At 60.7% G+C, this 19,411-nt stretch carries 24 protein-coding genes; 12 read left to right on the top strand and 12 right to left on the bottom strand.

Features of this window, described 5'->3' with window-relative positions; genetic code table 11:
- Nucleotides 1-28: 28 nt before the first annotated feature.
- Both BLV09_RS08285 and BLV09_RS08280 read right to left on the bottom strand, forming a co-directional pair.
- On the bottom strand, nucleotides 29-715 hold the full coding sequence (locus BLV09_RS08285) for a DUF2161 domain-containing phosphodiesterase (RefSeq protein ID WP_146686932.1): 687 nt from the start codon (nucleotides 713-715) through the stop codon (nucleotides 29-31).
- Between the two features lie 94 nt (nucleotides 716-809).
- Nucleotides 810-1,490 carry an SDR family oxidoreductase gene (locus tag BLV09_RS08280; protein ID WP_100381517.1) on the bottom strand — a complete coding sequence of 227 codons (681 nt, stop codon included), beginning with the start codon at nucleotides 1,488-1,490 and terminating at the stop codon, nucleotides 810-812.
- Here BLV09_RS08280 and BLV09_RS08275 point away from each other — a divergent pair.
- Nucleotides 1,489-2,325, top strand: a complete 837-nt coding sequence (locus tag BLV09_RS08275) for an SGNH/GDSL hydrolase family protein (RefSeq protein WP_244549003.1) — start codon at nucleotides 1,489-1,491, stop codon at nucleotides 2,323-2,325. The genes BLV09_RS08280 and BLV09_RS08275 overlap by 2 nt on opposite strands.
- 110 nt (nucleotides 2,326-2,435) lie before the next feature.
- Complete coding sequence (locus BLV09_RS08270) at nucleotides 2,436-2,633, top strand: hypothetical protein (RefSeq protein ID WP_244549002.1); 198 nt, start codon at nucleotides 2,436-2,438, stop codon at nucleotides 2,631-2,633.
- A 40-nt stretch (nucleotides 2,634-2,673) separates the two neighbouring features.
- On the opposite strand, the gene BLV09_RS08265 is transcribed toward BLV09_RS08270, so the two are convergent.
- Nucleotides 2,674-3,420 (bottom strand): tyrosine-protein phosphatase, encoded by a 747-nt coding sequence (locus BLV09_RS08265; protein ID WP_146686931.1) that lies wholly within the window; start codon nucleotides 3,418-3,420, stop codon nucleotides 2,674-2,676.
- Nucleotides 3,421-3,612: 192 nt separating this feature from the next.
- Here BLV09_RS08265 and BLV09_RS08260 point away from each other — a divergent pair, with 192 nt between their 5' ends.
- The gene (locus BLV09_RS08260; RefSeq protein WP_146686930.1) at nucleotides 3,613-3,930 is read left to right on the top strand and encodes a lysozyme inhibitor; all 318 of its coding nucleotides are present in this window, start codon (nucleotides 3,613-3,615) and stop codon (nucleotides 3,928-3,930) included.
- A gap of 111 nt (nucleotides 3,931-4,041) precedes the next feature.
- Here the strand turns inward: BLV09_RS08260 and BLV09_RS08255 are convergent, their stop codons facing one another.
- A complete protein-coding gene (locus BLV09_RS08255) occupies nucleotides 4,042-4,242 on the bottom strand; it encodes a DUF2735 domain-containing protein (protein ID WP_146686929.1) in 201 nt (66 codons plus the stop codon).
- A 555-nt stretch (nucleotides 4,243-4,797) separates the two neighbouring features.
- Between BLV09_RS08255 and BLV09_RS08250 the strand changes: the two genes are divergently transcribed.
- From BLV09_RS08250 to BLV09_RS08235, 4 genes are all read left to right on the top strand, one after another.
- Nucleotides 4,798-5,832 (top strand): glutamine synthetase beta-grasp domain-containing protein, encoded by a 1,035-nt coding sequence (locus BLV09_RS08250; RefSeq protein WP_100381523.1) that lies wholly within the window; start codon nucleotides 4,798-4,800, stop codon nucleotides 5,830-5,832.
- Nucleotides 5,833-6,152: 320 nt separating this feature from the next.
- Nucleotides 6,153-6,857 carry a hypothetical protein gene (locus BLV09_RS08245; RefSeq protein WP_100381524.1) on the top strand — a complete coding sequence of 235 codons (705 nt, stop codon included), beginning with the start codon at nucleotides 6,153-6,155 and terminating at the stop codon, nucleotides 6,855-6,857.
- Between the two features lie 57 nt (nucleotides 6,858-6,914).
- The gene (locus tag BLV09_RS08240; RefSeq protein ID WP_146686928.1) at nucleotides 6,915-7,601 is read left to right on the top strand and encodes a substrate-binding domain-containing protein; all 687 of its coding nucleotides are present in this window, start codon (nucleotides 6,915-6,917) and stop codon (nucleotides 7,599-7,601) included.
- A 112-nt stretch (nucleotides 7,602-7,713) separates the two neighbouring features.
- Nucleotides 7,714-8,499 (top strand): tetratricopeptide repeat protein, encoded by a 786-nt coding sequence (locus BLV09_RS08235; RefSeq protein WP_146691023.1) that lies wholly within the window; start codon nucleotides 7,714-7,716, stop codon nucleotides 8,497-8,499.
- Nucleotides 8,500-8,642: 143 nt separating this feature from the next.
- Here BLV09_RS08235 and BLV09_RS08230 read toward each other — a convergent pair whose 3' ends face one another.
- Entirely contained in the window at nucleotides 8,643-8,972 is a 330-nt protein-coding gene (locus BLV09_RS08230; protein ID WP_146686927.1) for a hypothetical protein, read from the bottom strand.
- Between the two features lie 271 nt (nucleotides 8,973-9,243).
- Here BLV09_RS08230 and BLV09_RS08225 point away from each other — a divergent pair, with 271 nt between their 5' ends.
- Nucleotides 9,244-9,393: a hypothetical protein gene (locus BLV09_RS08225; protein ID WP_100381527.1), complete on the top strand. Its 150-nt coding sequence runs from the start codon at nucleotides 9,244-9,246 to the stop codon at nucleotides 9,391-9,393.
- 5 nt (nucleotides 9,394-9,398) lie between these two features.
- Entirely contained in the window at nucleotides 9,399-10,544 is a 1,146-nt protein-coding gene (locus BLV09_RS08220) for an L-dopachrome tautomerase-related protein (RefSeq protein ID WP_167558659.1), read from the top strand.
- 69 nt (nucleotides 10,545-10,613) lie between these two features.
- Here BLV09_RS08220 and BLV09_RS08215 read toward each other — a convergent pair whose 3' ends face one another.
- Both BLV09_RS08215 and BLV09_RS08210 read right to left on the bottom strand, forming a co-directional pair.
- Entirely contained in the window at nucleotides 10,614-11,003 is a 390-nt protein-coding gene (locus BLV09_RS08215) for a hypothetical protein (protein WP_100381529.1), read from the bottom strand.
- 36 nt (nucleotides 11,004-11,039) lie between these two features.
- Nucleotides 11,040-11,762: a DJ-1/PfpI family protein gene (locus tag BLV09_RS08210; protein ID WP_146686925.1), complete on the bottom strand. Its 723-nt coding sequence runs from the start codon at nucleotides 11,760-11,762 to the stop codon at nucleotides 11,040-11,042.
- 60 nt (nucleotides 11,763-11,822) lie between these two features.
- Here BLV09_RS08210 and BLV09_RS08205 point away from each other — a divergent pair, with 60 nt between their 5' ends.
- Together BLV09_RS08205 and BLV09_RS08200 are read left to right on the top strand one after the other, a co-directional pair.
- Complete coding sequence (locus BLV09_RS08205; protein WP_146691022.1) at nucleotides 11,823-12,827, top strand: GlxA family transcriptional regulator; 1,005 nt, start codon at nucleotides 11,823-11,825, stop codon at nucleotides 12,825-12,827.
- A 131-nt stretch (nucleotides 12,828-12,958) separates the two neighbouring features.
- Entirely contained in the window at nucleotides 12,959-14,581 is a 1,623-nt protein-coding gene (locus BLV09_RS08200) for an ABC-F family ATP-binding cassette domain-containing protein (RefSeq protein ID WP_146686924.1), read from the top strand.
- A 53-nt stretch (nucleotides 14,582-14,634) separates the two neighbouring features.
- Here the strand turns inward: BLV09_RS08200 and BLV09_RS08195 are convergent, their stop codons facing one another.
- From BLV09_RS08195 to BLV09_RS08180, 4 genes are all read right to left on the bottom strand, one after another.
- The gene (locus BLV09_RS08195; protein WP_146686923.1) at nucleotides 14,635-15,321 is read right to left on the bottom strand and encodes an IclR family transcriptional regulator domain-containing protein; all 687 of its coding nucleotides are present in this window, start codon (nucleotides 15,319-15,321) and stop codon (nucleotides 14,635-14,637) included.
- A gap of 143 nt (nucleotides 15,322-15,464) precedes the next feature.
- On the bottom strand, nucleotides 15,465-15,725 hold the full coding sequence (locus BLV09_RS08190) for a hypothetical protein (protein WP_146686922.1): 261 nt from the start codon (nucleotides 15,723-15,725) through the stop codon (nucleotides 15,465-15,467).
- A 437-nt stretch (nucleotides 15,726-16,162) separates the two neighbouring features.
- Nucleotides 16,163-16,525, bottom strand: coding sequence for a hypothetical protein (locus BLV09_RS08185; protein ID WP_146686921.1), 363 nt, complete (start codon nucleotides 16,523-16,525; stop codon nucleotides 16,163-16,165).
- A gap of 388 nt (nucleotides 16,526-16,913) precedes the next feature.
- Nucleotides 16,914-18,119 (bottom strand): EAL domain-containing response regulator, encoded by a 1,206-nt coding sequence (locus tag BLV09_RS08180; RefSeq protein WP_244549000.1) that lies wholly within the window; start codon nucleotides 18,117-18,119, stop codon nucleotides 16,914-16,916.
- A gap of 553 nt (nucleotides 18,120-18,672) precedes the next feature.
- Between BLV09_RS08180 and BLV09_RS08175 the strand changes: the two genes are divergently transcribed.
- Nucleotides 18,673-18,984 (top strand): putative quinol monooxygenase, encoded by a 312-nt coding sequence (locus BLV09_RS08175; RefSeq protein ID WP_146686920.1) that lies wholly within the window; start codon nucleotides 18,673-18,675, stop codon nucleotides 18,982-18,984.
- Nucleotides 18,985-19,018: 34 nt separating this feature from the next.
- Here the strand turns inward: BLV09_RS08175 and BLV09_RS08170 are convergent, their stop codons facing one another.
- On the bottom strand, nucleotides 19,019-19,387 hold the full coding sequence (locus BLV09_RS08170; protein ID WP_146686919.1) for a DNA-directed RNA polymerase subunit N: 369 nt from the start codon (nucleotides 19,385-19,387) through the stop codon (nucleotides 19,019-19,021).
- Between the last annotated feature and the right edge of the window lie 24 nt (nucleotides 19,388-19,411).

Below are 19,411 nucleotides of genomic sequence, written 5' to 3'. Positions count from 1 at the left end.
CTCCCGCCTTTCCGGTCTCGCCTCATCGTCACGGCGCTGAGTCCCCAGTGCCCGAGAGATCCACCGGCTGCTGCGGCCAGCGTTTCAACGCGGCATGTCCGGCATCGGTCAGGACATAAATGCCACGCTCGGCACGGTCGAACCAGCCATAGACATTATGCAGCAGAATTTTCGGCGCGTCCGGAATATCGGGCCGCAGGTCCCGCACCCGCCGCGGCCCCTGCGACAGCGCCGACGCGCAGGCCAGCGCCTGCTGGCGATAGGCTGTCATAATCGGCGCGCGCGTGCTGCCGCCGAGCGCTGGATCGCCCTTGCGGCGCTGGTGCTCCCTGACCAGGCGCGAGCGCTTCTTCGGATTGCGGCGCGGGCTCGTCGTCGGCGGTTTGACGATCACCTCGACATCGCCGGTATTGGTCACTGCGAGCATGCCGAAACCGAGCCGGCGGCAGAGATTGCGATAGCGCGCGTCGCTCTCGCGCCCCTTGCCGCGCGCGGACATTTTGGCGGCCAGCCAAACTTCGTCGCACGCTCCGGCGCGGTCGACGGCTTGCAGCACCAGTTCGAGATTAAAGCTCTGCTTCAACTCGCCGATCACCACGACGGGCGGCTCGTCGCTGCTCAGCGCCACCAGATCGCAGCCGCCGACTTCGCCCTTGACCGTAAAGCCGAGCTTTTCCAGAAAGCGTTTGACGGGCAGGTAAAGCGCGGTTTCCAACGATCAGGCTCCGGCGGCGAGAGAGGCCGCGACTCAATGGCCGGAGTTTAGCCGAATTTGCGCAAAGTGCTTGAGCGGGCGGTATTTGGAACCGCTAGACCCGTCCGCTCACCGGCAGCAGGGCACCGGTAACGGCGCTGGCGGCATCGCTGGCGAGAAACAGGATGACGTCGGCGAGTTCTTGTGGCGTCACCCATTTTGCGAAATCCGCTTTCGGCATGCTGGCGCGATTGGCTGCGGTGTCGATGGTCGACGGCAGCACGGCGTTGACCGTGATCTTGCCTTTCCATTCTGCAGCCAGCGCCTCAGTGAGGCGATGCACACCGGCCTTGGAAGCGGCATACGGGCCCATGCCGGCGCCGGCCTGCAGCGCGCCCATCGCGCCGACATTGATGATCCGCGCTGCGCTGGACGCCGCAAGATGCGGGATCGCCGCTCGCGATGCATTGAGCGCGGTCATGACGTTGAGCGCATACATGCGCTGCCAGGTTTTTGGGTCGCCCTCGACAACCGTCTCGTATGCAAATCCGCCGGCAATGTTGACCAGTGCATCGAGCCTGCCGAAATGCGACGCCACCGTGTCGATTGCCTTCTTGGCCTGAGCGGCGTCGGTCAAATCGACGCCGCCAAGCTCGATCCGGTTCGGCGTTGCCGCAACCTGCGACGCTGCGTGGTCCACGCCGCCGACGCGCGCGCCGCGCGCCAGCGCCACCTCTGCGACCACCTTGCCGAGCGCGCCCGAGGCGCCAGTCACGACGATGACTTTTCCGTCCATGATGGATCTCCAGGTGAGCGCGCGTCAGGATTTACTGTACCGCCAAGCGAAATTCATTTGCAATGCTGCGATATCTCACGTTCAGATACGGCATCACCGGGCATCTCCCGCAACGGATATTGAGGAGACTCAGATGTCTGACGCGCCACCGGCCGCCAATCCCATCGCCTTCGAATACCCTCTATCGAATTTGAGGAACAGTCTCAAATTGGCCGGCCACACGAAGATCGTGGCCATCGGGTCGTCGTCGACTGTGGGCGAGGGCAATATCGAGCCTTTTCCATCCCGGCTCGAACTGGCGTTGCGAAAGCGGTATCCAAATCAGATGATTGACGTGCTGAATCGGGGCGTCGGTGGACAGGAAGCCACCAACGAAGTCTTACGATTCAAAGCTGATGTTCTGGACGAAAACCCGGCGCTGGTGATCTGGCAGGTCGGCACCAACGCCGTCTATCGCGACAAGGATTTCAAGCTCAGCGATGTCGTACAGGCGATGGCAACCGGGCTCGATGAGTTGGTGGGTTTGCCGATGGATGTGATCCTGATGGATCTGCAATACACGACGGCGGTCGTGAATCCCGACAAGATCAAATTAGCCGAGCAGATGGTGTCCCTGATAGCGACCGCTGTCGCCGACCACGCGCGCACCGGTGTGAATTTGTTTCGTCGTTTCGCGCTCATGCAGTCCTGGTGCAATGGCGGGGTCCCGATCGCCGGACTGATTGATCCAAACGACCCTTCCCAGCTTCATATGAGCGATTGGGCCACCGAGGGTGTCACTCTGGCGCTTGATGGCGCGATCAAGCAAGCCGTGGAGACGCAAGCGTCCACGTAGGAATACGGATCGGGCCCAATCGTTAAAATTTGTTGGAGTTTTGTAATTGGATCGCAGAATCGGTCGGCTATAGCTCGATGCGGTCCAGTCCAAAAGGGGGGAATATCATCATGAGACATCTGCCTGATCATGGTTTACCGCTCGTTCAACTGAAGGAACAGCGGCGGGATTTGATTGTCGCCCTGCAAAATCGCAATGGTCCGGTCAGCGGCTGGGAGTTGATTCAGATTGCGGCCGTTCAGCAGGCGATCTCGGCATTCGAGGACGTGATTGCCGATCTCGACGCGGAGCTGGAAGCGGCGGCCTAAGCCGCCCTGACGGCCGGGCGATCAGCGCGGGCAGGGGGAGTCAGGATTCCAGATAGCGCGCCTGGAGCCTTGCGCGCTCGTCAGCGCCAAGCCCCAAACCATCGCTCAGATATCCCCCGAGGTCGCCATAATCGGCGCAGATGGTATCGAACGCGGCGCCAAGAAAAGATGTTTCGACCGACCCGAGCACCTGCCTGACATCATCGGGCAGATCGTTGCTGGCGGAGGGGTCGCGCCGGTAGAACCGGTTGGTGAGCAGATAATCTTCAGCAATGACATCCTCCGCCACGCCAAGCGCGTGCAGGATCAGCGCGCAGGCGAACCCTGTGCGATCCTTCCCGGCCGTGCAGTGAATCACCAGCGGCGCGTGATCTCCCAGAAGGTGCGCGAACAAAACGCGGAAGCGTGGCGTATTTTTACGCACATAGTTGCGATAGGAATCGCGCATGACCTCGAGGCCGTCTGCCGGCGACAGCGGCGTGCCGTTGGCGCGCCGCGCGCGCAGCGACGCGACGACCGTCGGCTCGATCGGCAGCGAATGAACCGTGATTTCCTCGAGCGCACAGATCGCCGCGGCCCGTTCCTCCGTGCCGCGAAAATCGAACGCGCTTTTCAAACTCAGGCCGCGCAGCACTTCGATATCGGCCTTGGTCAGATGGCCGAGATGGTTCGAGCGGAAGATCTGCCCCCAGCGGACCATGCGGCCGTCTCTCCCGGGATATCCGCCAAGATCGCGAAAATTGCTGGCGCCGGCGAGGTCGAAGTGACGGACGGGAAAATCTGGCATCTGCTCATCCTATCGCGTTTTCAGGCGAAGTGGGTACCAGGGCGGGTGAAGAAAATGCGTCTAAACGATAGATCAGGGCGTCTGCGGCGAACAAATGACCGCGAGCCGTAATCGTATGCGGCGGCGCGATCTATACTCGCCTCCCGTAATTGGTTAGGAGCTTTTTATTGTAACTGACTTTGGGGAACCAGCATGAATCGGCGAGGAGCCGGCTTTCTGTTCGGCGCGGCATGTCTGGTTGCGGAAGTTGCCATAGGCCCGGCTCCGGCATCCGCGCAGACGTTTGAAAATTATCACTGCGCCGACGGCACGCGCTTCATTGCCGCGTTCTATCCGTATGATTCCCGGGCCCATCTGCAGATTGACGGCAGGGCGGCGACGCTGGCCCGGCGCTTTACGTTTTCCTCCGGCCAGCGCTATTCGGGCGAGGGTGTCACACTGACCGTGACGAAGACGGGCGTTATGGTCAGGCGCCCGTTTCGGCCGACAACGACCTGTGAGCCGACATAAAAGCCTGCGCAAAATAAAAAGGGCCGAAACGCTTTTGTTTCGACCCTTTTTCAGTTCTCGTTATCCACCAACTCCGGCGACAGCGCGCCGACGTCGAACTTGCGTCTGGCATTAACGCTCCCACGCCGGTTTGGACTCCTGGATGGCTGCTTGGTGATACCAGCTATCGCTGCAGTCAGCTTCATTGAGACGCGACGAGGCCAGTTCGTCCGTGGCTTTAGCTCCTTCGTAGCGCCGTCCGCCGAGAGCTGAGCGGCCCCCGGCCGGGAATTGGTAGATCTTGGCGGGCCCGTGATTCACACTCGTATTCATGGTCTTCGTCTCCTTATGTCGAAGCGCCTAGGCTTCATGGTGCGCCCGACTCGTTCGCGAGCGGTTACCAACTTCGATATCGTCCGTGCTTCCCGTGGATGCAATATGATCAAAACGAAATCATTTGATGTCTAATTCGTAGGCATTTCTGGCTTTGCTTCCTGCGAGGCACGGATTCCCTGACTAACGCTTGAGCGGAGACGAAGTTGCCGATCGGAGCTGAACTTCGTGGCAGATGTTGCGGACAACTGACGCCGCTTTAATCGCCCGGACCGGGCAGGGCCGGACTGCCGCAGAATCGGGCGCGAATCCGCTGTCATTCACGGGATTTTATCGCTCGGCCGAGGCAAGAGCCGCGCGGCTTTGCCGCACCTTCAATTGCCGGAGGCAGCCTCGATACCAGCACGGGTCCCTGGCCGTCCGGCCGGTTTTCGCAGTGCGGCGGATTGGCACATTAAATGCTAGGTAAGGTTTGGCCGAGGATGGCCGGGTACGCGTGGGGCAACCGATCAGCTTCGTTTCCCCACCTTTCGCATCGTCAATATGAGAGGCTCAATGACCAAGTATAAGCTCGAGTATATCTGGCTCGACGGATATACGCCGGTACCGAATCTGCGCGGCAAAACACAGATCAAGGAATTCGCTTCGTTTCCGACACTGGAACAGCTTCCGCTGTGGGGCTTCGACGGCAGCTCGACCATGCAGGCCGAAGGCCATAGCTCCGATTGCGTGCTGAAGCCGGTCGCGGTCTATCCGGACGGCGCGCGCACCAATGGCGCGCTGGTGATGTGCGAAGTCATGATGCCCGACGGCAAGACGCCGCACGCCTCGAACAAGCGCGCGACGATCCTGGATGACGAAGGCGCTTGGTTCGGCTTCGAGCAGGAATATTTCTTTTATAAGGACGGTCGTCCGCTCGGCTTCCCGACAAGTGGCTATCCCGCGCCGCAGGGGCCGTATTACACCGGTGTCGGCTACAAGAATGTCGGCGATGTCGCGCGCAAGATGGTCGAAGAGCACCTCGATCTCTGCCTCGCCGCCGGCATCAATCACGAAGGCATCAACGCGGAAGTCGCCAAGGGCCAGTGGGAATTCCAGATTTTCGGCAAAGGCTCCAAGCGTGCCGCCGACGAAATGTGGATGGCCCGCTATCTGATGCTGCGCCTCACCGAGAAGTACGGCGTCGATATCGAATTCCACTGCAAGCCGCTCGGCGACACCGACTGGAACGGCTCCGGCATGCACGCCAACTTCTCGACCAAGTTCATGCGCGAAGTCGGCGGCAAGGAGTATTTCGAGAAGCTGATGGAAGCCTTCAAGAGCAACCGTGCCGATCACATCGCGGTTTACGGACCGGACAATCATATGCGTCTGACCGGCAAGCACGAGACGGCGTCGATCGATACGTTCAGCTACGGCATTGCCGACCGCGGCGCCTCGATCCGCGTTCCCCATAGCTTCGCCAACAGTGGCTACAAGGGCTATCTCGAAGACCGTCGCCCGAATTCGCAAGGCGACCCCTACCAGATCGCGTCACAGATCCTGAAGACGATTGCATCGGTTCCGACCGGCGCGAAAGCTGCAGCCTAAGACGTTCGGCAATCACGGTCTGGATATTGGCGCGTCCAGGCCGTGATACCCGCTTCCAAGCGGGTGTGTCTGCGCCTCTCCTCCTAGCGAAACCTCGACCAGCCGGCGGTGGCTTTGCCCCGTTAGGGCTGGTCTTTTTTCGCCATATATTGTTCGCGGAACACGAGCGCTGGATGCTTCAAAAAGTCCGGCCTCAGCATCATTTTCCGGGCTGCGATCCGCGCCAGTCTTTGTTTGATGCGTTTTATTCACGCGAACCAGCGTCCACTCCGCTCAAAAACGCGATAGAGTGGATTTTGAATTGCTGAGGGACACGGTTTTTGCTGGAGGGATTTTACAAAGTCCGTTTTCAGGTCAACGACGCAGTCGGCCGGAGTGTGATGTACGTCCATGGCGGCAGCATGCTCGGCGGCAACTCGGCGTTCGCGCATTACGGCAGCTGTCAGGAGGTCGATGGCGTCGTGACTTCCGAGATCACCAGCCATCGCCATAACGAAGATCCCAGCTACAAGTCGCTGCTCGGTGCCGACATTGCCACGATCAATGTGCGGGGCGCCGCAGATGGTGACATCTATCGCTTCGAGGGCGCTTCGCCGCAGATGCCGGGAGCGGTGTTTCGCTCGGTCATGACCCCGATCGAGGATGAGATCATGCCTGCCGTTGGCGCGGTGGGCGAGGGTGGCATCGTCAATGGGCTCTATTCCGTCCACATCCGGCTGCTCGACGGTCTCGATGGTGGTCTGACCGGTGTCATGCTGCTCAATGACGGCCGCATTCTCGGCGGCGATGCATTCTTCTATTATCTGGGGACCTACACCTCGGAGAACGGCCGCTGGAAGGGCCAGATCCTCAATCAGGAACATACGCCGGCCAAAGGCGAGCACCTGATTTTTGGGGGCTATGAGGTCGGCATCGGTTTTTCCGGCACCTGCGACGATCAAGGTGCGCTATTGGAGGCGACCGCCCTGGCCGGCAAGCGCAGCCTTCGGCTGACCGCCGTGCTAAAGCTGATGCGTCGGGCCTAGCGCGAAGCTTGGGCTCGGAGCCATTGACTGAATGCTGCCGATTGAAAAAGGTTACCGATGGAAAATGTTGTTCGCCTGCTTTCGACGCTCGCCCTGATGGGCGCGGTCCGCAATCTCGCGGATCGATTTGAAACCGACACGGGAATGCGCATCGATGCCGATTTCGCCCCGACGCTCGGGTTGCTGGAGCGTCTGCGCAACGGCGAGAACGCGGATGTCGTCATCCTGACCAAGGAAGCGCTCGACGATCTCGCCGTGAAAGGAACCGTCGTGCCGAGCACCTGCGCCGATTTGGCGCGTTCCTTTGTCGGCCTCGCCGTAAAGGCCGGCGCCGAGCAGCCGGATATTACAACCGAGGCCGGCTTGCGCAAAACGCTGCTCGGGGCCCGGTCGGTGGCTTATTCGCGCTTGGGGGCCAGCGGCATTTTCTTCGCGCAATTGATCGAGCGGATGGGGATTGCGTCCGAGATCAATGCCCGCGCGGTGGTCATTCCATCTGGCTTCACCGCCGAACGGCTGGTCAGCGGCGAAGCTGATATCGCGGTCCAGCAGCTCAGCGAATTGAAGCTGGTCTCGGGCATCGAGCTTGTCGGACCGATCCCGCTGCACCTGCAAACTCCCGCCTGGTTTTCCGGCGGGCGGCTGGCGGCATCGAGCCGGGCAGAACAATCTGACGCGTTGTTGAAATATCTCGCGTCACCCGAGGTGGCGCCAGTGCTCCGCGAGTCCGGGCTGGAGCCTTGAATCCGCCCCGACTTCAAAGCAAATTCTGTCCGTCAAAATGTGCGTCCTGATGAAAAGATCTTATACGCGTTCACTCGCTGCAATCTGCGTCACCGTTTCGGTTCTCGCCGTCATGGTGCTTCCGTCGCTGGTTCATGCGCAATCCGCCGATCTCGTATTGTGCGACCGGGTCGCGGCCGACCCCGCCGATCCGGACAAGCCGGCCGACGTCAAGGGCGTGCCTGACGTCGCGCCGTCTGACATCGCGACTGCGATCCGATATTGCAAGGTCGCGGGCGCCTCATCGCGGCGCGCGCTGTTCCAGCTCGGACGCGCCTATGCCGCCAACAAGCAGTTGCCGGAAGCGACGGCCACCTGGCGCAAGGCAGCTGACAAGGGTTCGACCTCTGCGATGGTTGAGCTCGGCGTGCTCTACGCCACCGGCGCCGGCGTCGCCAAGGACGACGAGCAGGCGCGCAAATTGTTCGAGCGCGCGGCGCAAGGCGGCAATCCGCGTGGCGTCAGCAATCTTGCGGCGCTCTCGGGCGCCGGCGGCGCACCGTCGGACCCGGCAAAGGCGCGGGAAATGCTGGCGAAGGCGGCCGAGACCAATGCTGAGGCGCAGTATCAGCTCGGGTTGATGCTGGCGGACGGCAGCGGCGGCGCCAAGGACGATGCCGGCGCGCGCAGCTTGTTCGAAAAGGCGGCCGCGCAAAATCATCCCGGCGCGCTGGAGCGAATGGGTGCGTTTACCCAAGAGGGGCGCGGCGGGCCGAAGGATTCGGCCGCCGCCAAGGCCTATTACGAACGCGCCGCCGCACTCGGCGACGAGGATGCCAAAAAGGCGCTGAAGCGAATGGAATGCCCCTACGTGATCAAGGACAAGCGCGGGAATTTCGTCACCAATCTTTGTTTTTAGGCGACGGGCTTTCGCTCAGCCGCCTGCGTTGAAGCCGCCGCCAAACCCCGCGAAGCGCAGTATCCGGCAGTGACCGCCGCGCATAAGCGCGAGAATTCTCAGATGTTGGATCATCCGTTTCCGGAGATGATCTGTGTCGCAATTTATTTCATGTAATAGCTCACGTAGAATTTAGCCAACTGGTAGGTGCTTTCGAGAAAGCCGGGATTGTCCTTCGCGGCCAGCGTCACGGCACGCTCGATTCTTTCTCCGAAGTCCGTGCGCTCTTTTGAAAAATATTTGAAGCAGTCGTCGTCGAATTTCACCGCAGCGATGATCGCTTGCTTCGCGTCTGCGTCAGTGGCTTCAGGATGGGCGCGTTTCAGCCGGTCGAAGGTCCGTCCGTCCTCGGCGCGCTCGTGCTCATATTTGATCCAGGCCATGATTTTTGCCATCGGCGTGGCAGTGGCTTTAGCCCGCTCTTCAGCCGTCATCGGCTTATTCTCAAGGGTGCCCAGCCTCGGGCTCCGCCGCTACAGCGCGTAAGCTGCGTCTTTCAATGGCAAGCGTGCGGCATCGGTCATGATTCTCTCGATCTCGGTCATCGGTCCCGGGAAATGCAGGTACGGGCCCCGTTAGTCGGCCCTCGAAGCGCGCGGGTTCGACCGATACCCGCGCTCCTCGCTCCAAATTTATGATTTCAACGGGAACACTCGCCCGCATTCTCGATTGATCCGGAGTGGCAGCTTTGGTGAGGCAAGTCCCATGATCCGTAAATTGCAATCGGGCGAATACCGGCTTTATTCACGGAAGGTAAATCCCAAAACCGGCAAACGCCGCAATCTCGGCACCTTCAAATCGCGGGCGGCGGCGGAGAAGCACGAACGCGACGTGCAGTATTTCAAGCGGCATTGATGCCGATGGTGAAAGTCAGTCTGGCCTATGCGCCATTTGGAATTCTTGCGCTCGCGGGCGTGCTCGCCGCAACACCCGCGGTGGCGCAAAATGCCGGTCAGGAAAATCCCGGTAAGGTTGGTCCGCCGCTGGAAACCGTGAAGGCGTTTGAAGACGATTTTCGCCTGGTCGGCATCGGGGTCTCGGCCAAGGGCAGGGTGTTCGCGACCGCACCATCCTCCCAAGTTCGTTCCCGCTATAGCATGGTCGAGGTCAATCCCAGGACCGGTGCAGTGACGCCATATCCTGACGCGGCCTGGAACAATTTCAACGAGCAGGGAGATGCCAAGTCGGAATGGATTTCCGTTCAGGCGCTGTGGGTCGACAAGGCGGATCACCTTTGGGCGCTCGACTCGTCACTGTCGAAACTCGATCAGGATCGCCTGCCGCCCAAGCTGGTCGAGTTCGACCTCTCCACCAACAGAGTGATCCGGCAGTATGATTTCAAGGGCGTGGTCTCGGCGAAGGACTCGCTGAACGATCTGCGCATCGACACAGCGCATCATTATGCCTACCTCACCAATATTGGAAGCAAGGGCAGCCTGGTGGTGCTCGATCTGAAGACCGGAAAGTCCCGGCAGGTGCTGGTCGGCGACCGCTCTACCTTCGCCGATCCCAAGCAGCATCTGATGTTCGGCAAGGAAATCGCGCTGCGCCCGGATGGCTCGGTGGTGGCGATCCATGCCGACGGCATCGCGCTGTCGCCGGATACGCAATGGCTCTACTACCGGCCGCTGACCGATCATAATTATTGGCGCGTGCCGGCGTCGGCCCTGCGCGATGCCAGACTGTCCGAGACGGAGCTTGCCAAAAAAGTCGAGTATCTCGGCAGTTCAGTGCTGAGCGGCGGGCTCATCATGGATCAGCACGGTACGCTCTATGGCGGCGATCTGGAAAATCGCACCGTGGTTGCCATAACGAGGACGCCGAGCCACACGCTGAACACCAAGGTCTTCGTCAGCGATCCATCCAAACTGTCCTGGGCCGACGGTTTTGCGATCAGCGGCGGCTACCTCTACATCGCCGATTCCCACCTGTGGGAAATCGCGTTCAAGAACAACCTGCCGCGCTCCGGTCCGTTTACGATCTTCAAGGTGAAACTGCCGCGTTAGCATGAGATGATCAGCGACCGCGCTTTGCGCGGCCGCAGGTCCATCCGCCCTGCGGGCTGACGCGCCGACTTAAAAGCCAGTCGGGCCCACTGCTCCGTACCAGTGCTTGACCTTGGTCGGATCGGCTTTGTCCATGTAGAAGAAATGCGTCATCGTGGGCTTGACCATCGGCAATTTCGGATCGTCGAACTTCATGGTGACGGTGCCGCGAAAGATCTTCAGCGACGGGCTGTCCCAATATTCGACGACATCGTGAAGGGCGGTAAACCCCTTGTCGATGAACGCGCGCAGATTGTTGCGAATGGTTTCGCGACCGTGCCAGTCGGCGACGCCGAGATTGCAGATGGCGTCCTCGGCGAAGCAGTCAAAGCCTTTGCCAAAAGTCTTGTCGTCGATTTCCTTCCACATATCGAGCAGCCATTGCGGCGGTGCGGTTTTGGTAAATGTCATCGTGGTCATGTCATTCTCCTTGAGTTTTCGGGATGGGAGACGGGTTTATTCCGCAGCCACGGCGGGGAGCGCGATGCCGAGGCGGGCAGCGATGCGCCGGGCGGTCGCCTCGCGTTGCGCCGTGATGCCGGCGACCGATTGCCGCGCCTGTGCCAGGATGGCGGCGGGCGCAGTCTCGGGCGTGCCGCTGTCGAACGGCGGCTCCGGCGCATAGACCATGTAGAGCTGGATCGCCCGGGCTGCGTCGTCGCCGCGCAATTCGGCCGCCAGACGCAAGGCGCCGTCGATCCCGGCGGTGACACCGGCGGCAAAGACCCAATTACCGTCCACGACGACGCGTTCGTTGATGGGGATGGCGCCGAACAGATGCAGCAAATGAAACGAAGCCCAGTGTGTCGTCGCCCGGCGTCCTCTCAAGAGACCGGCTGCGCCGCACAGAAGCGCGCCCGTGCACACCGAGAAAACGCTACGCGCACCTGCGGCCTGTCGCGCGATCCAGTCCAGCACCTCGGCATCTTCCATCAGCGCTTCCTGGCCGAAGCCACCGGGCACATGAAGCACGTCGAGCTGCGGAGCATCCGACAGCGCTGCATCCGGCGTCAGCCGCAACCCCTTCAGGTCGCGAACCGGTGCGGCGGTCTTGCCATAGACGCGATAGGTCGAGTTCGGGATGCGCGACAGCACCTCGAAGGGGCCGGTCAGATCGATCTGGTCAAGCCCCTCGAACAATAGGGAACCGATCTGCAAATGCGTGTCATGCGGGATCACGGGCTGCTCCGGAGGTTTGGGGTGGACAAGGCGAACTTACGCGGGCAGGCTCTGGCGGAAATGCCAAAGTCCCCTCGTTTTCCGCCAAGTTCTCAAACAAGTGCCGCGCGCGTCATCGAAGTGCTGGCCTATCCGTCCGTGCAACTGCTCGACGTCACGGGGCCGCTACAGGTGTTTGCGTCCACCAACGATCTCGTCAGGGAGGCCGGAGGGAAGCCGCCTTACGTTCTCGATGTGGTGGCGAAGGGCGGGCAGGGCGTCACGGCTTCTGCTGGGCTTGGAATTGCGACCCGTCCGTTGCCGCGGATCGGCGCGGCGCTGGATACGCTGATCGTTGCCGGCGGCCCCGGTGTCGAAGCGGCGACCGCCGATCCGGTGCTGGTTGACTGGGTGCGGCGGCGGGCAGGGCAAGCGCGTCGTGTCGCTTCGGTCTGCACCGGTGCGTTCCTGTTGGGCGCGTCAGGCGTGCTCGATGGACGCCGGGCGGCCACCCACTGGTCGGTTTGCGCCGAGCTTGCCCGGCGTTTCCCCGCCGTGCGTGTCGAATCCGATCCGATCTTCGTGAGGGATGGTTCGGTCTGGACCTCGGCCGGCGTGACGGCCGGCATCGATCTGGCGCTGGCGCTGGTGGAGCAAGACCTCGGCCGAACGGCGGCGCTGGCGGTGGCGCGCTATCTTGTTGTGTTCCTCAAGCGCCCGGGCGGGCAGGCGCAGTTCAGCGCCGCGCTGTCGCTGCAATCGGCGGAGGATGAATTCGGCGCGCTGCATGACTGGATCAACAAGCATCTCTCCGACGATATTTCGCTTCCGAGGCTGGCCGGTCAGGCCGGGATGAGCGAGCGCAGTTTCAGCCGGCACTATGCGGAGGCGACCGGGCTGACGCCGGCCCGCGCGGTCGAACGGCTGAGGGTGGAGGCGGCACGGCGGCTACTGTCGGAATCACGCCTGCCGGTAAAGCGGATCTCGCAGCGTTGCGGCTTCGGTTCCGAGGAAACCATGCGCCGCAGCTTCCTGCGGGTGCTATCAGCCACGCCGCAGGACTACCGCGCCCGGTTCAGTTCCTGAATGTCGCCAATTTGTCATCGGACGCGCCCACGCGCTGCATTGGCTGACCCGCGCCCGGCGGGCTTCCGCAACCGCGCCGCATGGCTTAGAGACGGCGCAACTCTTCCAACTCCCCTCCTGCTCAGGTCTCCATGATTCGTCTCGACAACATCAGCAAGCAACAAGGTCACCAGATTCTCTTCATTGAGGCCTCCGCGGCGCTCCAGAGGGGCGAGCAGGTCGGTCTGGTCGGTCCAAACGGCGCCGGCAAGACCACGCTGTTCCGGATGATCACCGGCCAGGAGCTGCCGGATGAGGGACAGGTGGCGGTCGATCGCGGCGTCACCATCGGCTATTTCAGCCAGGATGTCGGTGAGATGTCGGGCCGCAGCGCGGTGTCCGAGGTGATGGACGGCGCCGGCCCCGTGAGCGAAGTCGCGACCGAGCTGAGAGAGCTCGAGACCGCGATGGCCGATCCGGATCGCGTGGATGATATGGACGATATCATCGCGCGCTACGGCGAGGTGCAGGCGCGCTTCGAGGAACTCGACGGCTATGCGCTGGAGACGCGGGCGCGCGAGGTGCTCGCGGGCTTAAGTTTTAGTCAGGAGATGATGGAAGGCGACGTCGGCGCGCTGTCGGGCGGTTGGAAGATGCGCGTGGCGCTTGCCCGCATCCTGCTGATGCGTCCCGATGCCATGCTGCTGGACGAACCGAGCAACCATCTCGATCTGGAAAGCCTGATCTGGCTGGAGCAGTTCTTGAGGGGTTACGAAGGCGCGCTGCTGATGACCTCGCACGATCGCGAGTTCATGAACCGCATCGTTACAAAAGTGATCGAGATCGACGGCGGTCAGCTCACGACCTATTCGGGCAATTATGAATTCTACGAGCAGCAGCGCGCGCTGAACGAAAAGCAGCAGCAGGCCCAGTTCGAGCGCCAGCAGGCGATGCTGGCCAAGGAAATAAAATTCATCGAACGCTTCAAGGCGCGGGCTTCGCACGCAGCGCAAGTGCAGAGCCGGGTGAAGAAGCTGGAGAAGATCGAACGCGTCGAACCGCCAAAGCGCCGCCAGACCGTGGCGTTCGAATTTCTGCCGGCGCCGCGCTCCGGCGAGGACGTGGTCAGCTTGAAGCGGGTCCAGAAGGGCTATGGCGTCAGACGCATCTATGACGGGCTGGATTTCCAGGTGCGCCGCCGGGAGCGCTGGTGTGTCATGGGCGTCAACGGCGCGGGCAAGTCGACGCTGCTCAAACTGGTGGCGGGCTCCACGGAGCCCGACGATGGCACGGTGGCGATCGGCGGCAGCGTGAAGATGGGTTATTTCGCGCAGCACGCGATGGATCTGCTGGACGGCGAGCGCACGGTGTTCCAGTCGCTGGAGGATGCATTTCCACAGGCCGGCCAAGGCTCGCTGCGCGCGCTGGCCGGCTGCTTCGGATTCTCCGGCGACGATGTCGAGAAGCGATGCCGGGTGCTGTCGGGCGGCGAGAAGGCGCGGCTGGTGATGGCGAAGATGCTCTACGATCCCCCGAACTTCCTGGTGCTGGACGAACCCACCAACCATCTGGACATGGCAACCAAGGAAATGCTGATCGGCGCGCTATCGGAATACGAAGGCACCATGCTGTTCGTTTCCCATGACCGGCACTTTCTGGCAGCCCTCTCCAATCGTGTGCTGGAGCTGACGCCGGAAGGCATCCACCAATATGGCGGCGGCTACACCGAATACGTTGCGCGCACCGGGCAGGAGGCGCCGGGGCTGCGGAGTTGAGGTGAGGGGAGTTCGCAGGACGCGCGGCGCGATTGAACGTCGTGCTTCCGCGGCTAAAACGCTGGCTGTCTCACAGCCACCATTTGAGTCCGGATGTCCTGTGCGGTCCGCTTGAGAGGAACCAGAAATTTCTTCTTTGCCTGCGTTTCGCTCGCCATGCCTGAAATCGTATTGATGCTGATGGCGGCAACGACCCGTCCTGCGTGATCCCGCAGCGGCACGGCGATGCCGCAAATAGCCGGATCGAGCTCGCCATCGATCCACGCGTAACCCTGTGCTTCCACAAGATCGAGCTGCTTGTCGAGCACGTCGGGGTCCGTGACGGTGCGCGCGGTCACCGGCATCAACTCGACCGACTGCAGATAGGCGGCCCGCTTGTCTTTGGACAACGATGCCAGCATGACGCGGCCGAGCGACGCCAGATGTGCGGGAAGGCGGCTGCCAATGCCGAGATTGGCCGACAAAATGCGTCGCGCCGGCAACCGCAACGCATAGACGATTTCGGTCTCGTCGAGCACGGCGAGTGCGCAGGATTCGCCGATCTCGTTGCGCAGATCCTCCGGTTCAATGGCATTAGGTAGGGCGTAACAGCTAATGCGCGCGCGATGGTAGCTATTGCGCCTGACGCAGCTGCGTCCGCCGATCCCGCCCCGCGTTCGTGACGATCGCGATACGCCCCTCGCGCAGCATGGGACGGCGCGGCTTATAGCGACGCTTCTACCGAAGGGGAAAGCGAACAATTTTGCGAGCGGGGGCGGACAGCCAAATCACCTGACAGCCCGCCGGGCAAATCGCACTTTGTTTTGAGGCGTTTTCTTCACGCCAACCGCTACCCGCCCCAGATCAAGTCCGGGGCAGGCTCTCGCTCGCAAACACCAAGCACTCAACGAACGGCGCGGCGCCCGCGCGGGTCTTCGTCCGGGCTTTTCGCCGCGGATTTGTGCTGCGTTTGGCTTCCGGCACCGACCTCCTGGCACGGCAGTTCCGTGAATGATCCATTGGCTTGCGGTTCGTAGGCGTGGCAGGACGACGAAGCCGATGGGCTGTCGCCCGTCTTGGTATTGGTATTCTTCGCCAGCGCGGGCGATGTCAGAATGACCAGGACGGCAACAGAGCCAAGGATGACCGTTTTTCCAATCTTCATAGAAGGCGCTCCTTATCTTGAAACCAATTCGTTTCAAAAAAGGATTGTGGCGATTTTTTTGCGATGATGATCCGCGGCGGGCTGTTTAATGTTCGGGATTTCGCTTGGCTCAAGGCCGTGGACGTAAAAAGTTGCCGCGCTTCGCGGGCGCGGCAGCGTTCCAGGCGCACCAGCTTTGGTTCACGGCTGGCCTGACGCCTTGCACATCAGCGGCATCAGCAACCGGGAAGTGAGGCCGGCGCCACATCGCCTTCGGTCGCCAGCGCTGATCATAGTGGCACCGCCCTTGCTGAAGTTCCGCATAGCCCGGAAATCAACAAGGAAAATGTGCCACAATGAACCTCACCATGTCTCAAAGCGACACGACATGTCGCTTAATCGACAGAAGGGCCCATCGCCGCGTGTGGTTGCCTCGGCCGTCGCAGCGTTCAAAAGTGTCACGCCTCAGGCGGAGGGGGCCACGATGGATGTTGGCGGCGCTCCTCTTGTTGCTCGTCGGCGATGTTGGGCTCGCGATAGTCGCCTGGCTGATCATCGAGCACGTCGTCCGCTAGATAGTCTGCCATATCGGCCCGGGACACCAGAAATGAACCGACCAGGTAGGCGCACTGGCTGACGACAAGACAAGCGACGGTCACGAGCACACCGCTCGAAAATCCGAAGCCGCGAGTCGCGAGAGCAATGGCTGAGATGAATGCGATGAGCGGCGCGATTATCAAAATCGCCCACACCCGAAACACCAAGCCCGTAGCCAATCCAACTAAAGCGCTCATGGTCAAGGCCACTAAAACGACGATCATGAGAAATTCCAACCAGACCGCTGACTCGGTCGTTTCTTTTTTGTCGCAAGAACTCATGATGGTCGGTAAGTGGCATCCGGAATAGCCAGTTGATCGGGAAATCCCTCGTGAACTCCGAATAGCGTTAATCTTAACAAGGCGATTAAAAATTTAGAGGATGAAATAGGCCGCTTTGGTTGGCAGCCGCTTTCGTATCCGACTCTGCCAGTTGCAACCGCGCAGGTGTTTCCTCGCAAACCAGCATCCCGCTGTTGTGCTTGCGCGGGGGCGTCGTGAGCGCGGCTGCCAGTATTACTATCGCCTTCTCGCGAGTGGCCTTCTTGTGGAGTAAAGGCTGTTTGGTCAATGACCGCCTAAACAGGGTGAGGTGCCTCGCGCTAGCAAAAATCTAGTCGGCGACCACCCCTGCCGAGCGACGAAAAGTGTGCCGCGCGAACTTCTTCCGCTCCATCGGTTTCCCGAAATAGTAGCCTTGGGCGACGTCGAAACCCATTTCCCGCACAGCGAGGAAATCGTCGCGGGTCTCGGCTCCCTCAGCAACCGTCCGTGTTCCCAATTCATCGGACAACTCCAAAATCCTGCGGCAGACCGTCTGTTTCAATCGATCATGTGCGCACCCTTCGATAAATTTCCGATCAACCTTTAGCTCCAGGAATGGCAGTTCGTCCTGATCCAAAAGCAAGGGCCACTCTGTCCCCAAATCGTCAACGGAAATACCGATGTTGTAAAACCTGAGTTGGTCCGCGATGTCCTTTGCCGCCTTCAAGTCACGAACAATTTCCGTGCCGTTGATCTCCACAATCATTCCCGAGAACGCCGGATGCCTGGGAAGCAGGCCCTCAAGGGTCTTCAACGAGCCGGTGCTTGTGAGGAATGAAAGCGGAAGATTTATCGCAAGTTCAATGGCGTTCGATTCGGAAACGAAGCTATGCCAATCGGCCATTGCTTGGGTGATAACGAACTCGGACAGCGCAGCAAAATGGGGATCCCCGTCATCGGGTATGAAATAGGCCGGGGATACGATCCCCCAATGGGGATGTCGAATGCGAACCAAACCCTCGGCGCCGCACACGGATAGAGTTTGCATGTTTATTTTGGGTTGATACCAGAGTTCGAGCCAGCCCTTATGAAGGGCCTCGGCGGCATCGACCGGCGGACGCGGTGCCGGTTGTATGGGTACAAAATCAGCTAAACTCGCTCGCAATTCCTTTTCGCCATAGGGCGTCGCCAGCATCGGGAGCATCGATAGGCCAAGCTTCGCTCCGAGTTGCCCAAGCGCTGACAATGCAAGTGAATTGCGGGGACCGACGAGAAGCACCTGGCCCTGGAATCCTTCGTCGGCCAGGCTTTGCAGAACCTTGGCTGCTTCCACTCCCTCACCTGGAAAACCAAGCAAGAAAAGGTCAGGCAGTTCCGCGTTGGATACCACGGCTACCTCGTGTGAATGAGAGCACTCACAGGTGGTAAATCCGAGTTCTTCAAGCATCTCACAAAGAAATGCTCGAACGTGCCTCTTTGGATCGGCGACACAAGCGCGCGGCACGACTTTGCGTTGGCCAAACCGGGTCGGTTTGGCAGCAATTGTTTTTTCCACGGATTTTCCCGCCCAGATGTCCCAATCGAGTCCTGAACAACGATACCTTAAGAGGGAAGTCGTTGTTGTCGTATTTTTCAGATTGACCTGTTAGGCTTAATCCGAACAACAAGCCTAGAATGAAATATATTTTGTCGTGAAATCCGATCGTAATGAGCCTGTTCGACGAGCACGATTGCGTGCCTTGCTTGGTCTGATCGATCGCGTGCTGGAACTGACGTCCGAGAGCAATTACGGCGTCGTGAAGCGATTTTTCAACGAGGAATATGACGATTTTTTGCTGCGATGAGTGGTTCGCCGCGAATTGCTTAATGTTCCGGAAATTCGGTCGGCGCCGGCGGTGACGACGCAGGCCGCCCGGTAATTTCGTAGGGCGCCACAGCGAGCTGTGTTGCGCAACGTCACGATCGCTGACGGATTATGCTGCGCAAACCCGGCAACGAACTGCGACAGGCAATCATGGAACTTTCGACCGAGGCGGCCCGTTAAAGTGTTTCGCGTCCAGGCGCGATCACGCCTGTTGACGGATTCAATCAAATAACAGGAGTGTCTCATGAGCAAGCTTGCGCTGTACGTGCCTCTTGAAGCCAAGCCTGGCAAGGAAATGGAGGTTGCGGAATTTCTCCGTTCGGCTCTGCCGCTGGTGCAAGCGGAAGCTGGAACCGTCAGCTGGTACGCGATCCAGGAAGGTCCATCGTCATTCGCGATTTTTGACACGTTTAATGATGAAGCCGGGCGCGCGGCTCATCTGAACGGAAAGGTCGCCGCGGCGCTGATGGCAAGAGCGGCCGACCTCTTCGCCAAGTCGCCCGCCATTCACAAGATTGATATCTTGACCGACAAATTGCCGAAGAGCGGGGGCTGATCTACCCTTCGCGCGTTGCCGAAACTAATACGCATCACTCCAGACCCTGCACCGGCGGAGCCGTGGAAGCAGCTCTGGGAGCAGCGGGCGGCACCGGCGTGGCCGTCGGCGGACTGACCTGGTTCCTCGGCGCAGGCTGACCGTCAGCCATGGATGCGCGCGCGTCCTGCTCAGCGGGTTTTCGCCCGCGGCGGGCGGTGCCTGACCGTCTGGTTCCCCACGAATGCGAAATCGACGGTCCGGCCGTGTAACCCACGACCGCGCCGGCGACGGCGCCGATCGGTCCAAGCACCACAGCGCCCGACAATGCGCCGAGCGCGGCGTCGCCTGCACGTTCCTGTGCGACGGCACCCGATGAAACCGGCCACAGAGCCAAGGCCATGACAGCGATTGTCTTTTTCATTCGCGTCCCCTCCGGTTCTATCCG

Origin of the sequence: Bradyrhizobium canariense (assembly GCF_900105125.1) — a bacterium.
Lineage (GTDB): Bacteria > Pseudomonadota > Alphaproteobacteria > Rhizobiales > Xanthobacteraceae > Bradyrhizobium > Bradyrhizobium canariense_A.
This window is presented reverse-complemented; position numbering and strand designations above follow the sequence as displayed.

Excerpts from the sequence above, each read along its gene's own strand:
- BLV09_RS08230 (WP_146686927.1), bottom strand. The coding sequence starts at position 8,972 with ATGACGGCTGAAGAGCGGGCTAAAGCCACTGCCACGCCGATGGCAAAA.
- BLV09_RS08220 (WP_167558659.1), top strand. The coding sequence starts at position 9,399 with ATGGTGAAAGTCAGTCTGGCCTATGCGCCATTTGGAATTCTTGCGCTC.
- BLV09_RS08280 (WP_100381517.1), bottom strand. The coding sequence starts at position 1,490 with ATGGACGGAAAAGTCATCGTCGTGACTGGCGCCTCGGGCGCGCTCGGC.
- BLV09_RS08190 (WP_146686922.1), bottom strand. The coding sequence starts at position 15,725 with ATGAAGATTGGAAAAACGGTCATCCTTGGCTCTGTTGCCGTCCTGGTC.
- BLV09_RS08200 (WP_146686924.1), top strand. The coding sequence starts at position 12,959 with ATGATTCGTCTCGACAACATCAGCAAGCAACAAGGTCACCAGATTCTC.
- BLV09_RS08225 (WP_100381527.1), top strand. The coding sequence starts at position 9,244 with ATGATCCGTAAATTGCAATCGGGCGAATACCGGCTTTATTCACGGAAG.
- BLV09_RS08265 (WP_146686931.1), bottom strand. The coding sequence starts at position 3,420 with ATGCCAGATTTTCCCGTCCGTCACTTCGACCTCGCCGGCGCCAGCAAT.
- BLV09_RS08270 (WP_244549002.1), top strand. The coding sequence starts at position 2,436 with ATGAGACATCTGCCTGATCATGGTTTACCGCTCGTTCAACTGAAGGAA.
- BLV09_RS08255 (WP_146686929.1), bottom strand. The coding sequence starts at position 4,242 with ATGAATACGAGTGTGAATCACGGGCCCGCCAAGATCTACCAATTCCCG.
- BLV09_RS08250 (WP_100381523.1), top strand. The coding sequence starts at position 4,798 with ATGACCAAGTATAAGCTCGAGTATATCTGGCTCGACGGATATACGCCG.
- BLV09_RS08260 (WP_146686930.1), top strand. The coding sequence starts at position 3,613 with ATGAATCGGCGAGGAGCCGGCTTTCTGTTCGGCGCGGCATGTCTGGTT.
- BLV09_RS08170 (WP_146686919.1), bottom strand. The coding sequence starts at position 19,387 with ATGAAAAAGACAATCGCTGTCATGGCCTTGGCTCTGTGGCCGGTTTCA.
- BLV09_RS08235 (WP_146691023.1), top strand. The coding sequence starts at position 7,714 with ATGGTGCTTCCGTCGCTGGTTCATGCGCAATCCGCCGATCTCGTATTG.
- BLV09_RS08215 (WP_100381529.1), bottom strand. The coding sequence starts at position 11,003 with ATGACCACGATGACATTTACCAAAACCGCACCGCCGCAATGGCTGCTC.
- BLV09_RS08185 (WP_146686921.1), bottom strand. The coding sequence starts at position 16,525 with ATGATCGTCGTTTTAGTGGCCTTGACCATGAGCGCTTTAGTTGGATTG.
- BLV09_RS08205 (WP_146691022.1), top strand. The coding sequence starts at position 11,823 with ATGCCAAAGTCCCCTCGTTTTCCGCCAAGTTCTCAAACAAGTGCCGCG.
- BLV09_RS08175 (WP_146686920.1), top strand. The coding sequence starts at position 18,673 with ATGAGCAAGCTTGCGCTGTACGTGCCTCTTGAAGCCAAGCCTGGCAAG.
- BLV09_RS08275 (WP_244549003.1), top strand. The coding sequence starts at position 1,489 with ATGATGGATCTCCAGGTGAGCGCGCGTCAGGATTTACTGTACCGCCAA.
- BLV09_RS08240 (WP_146686928.1), top strand. The coding sequence starts at position 6,915 with ATGGAAAATGTTGTTCGCCTGCTTTCGACGCTCGCCCTGATGGGCGCG.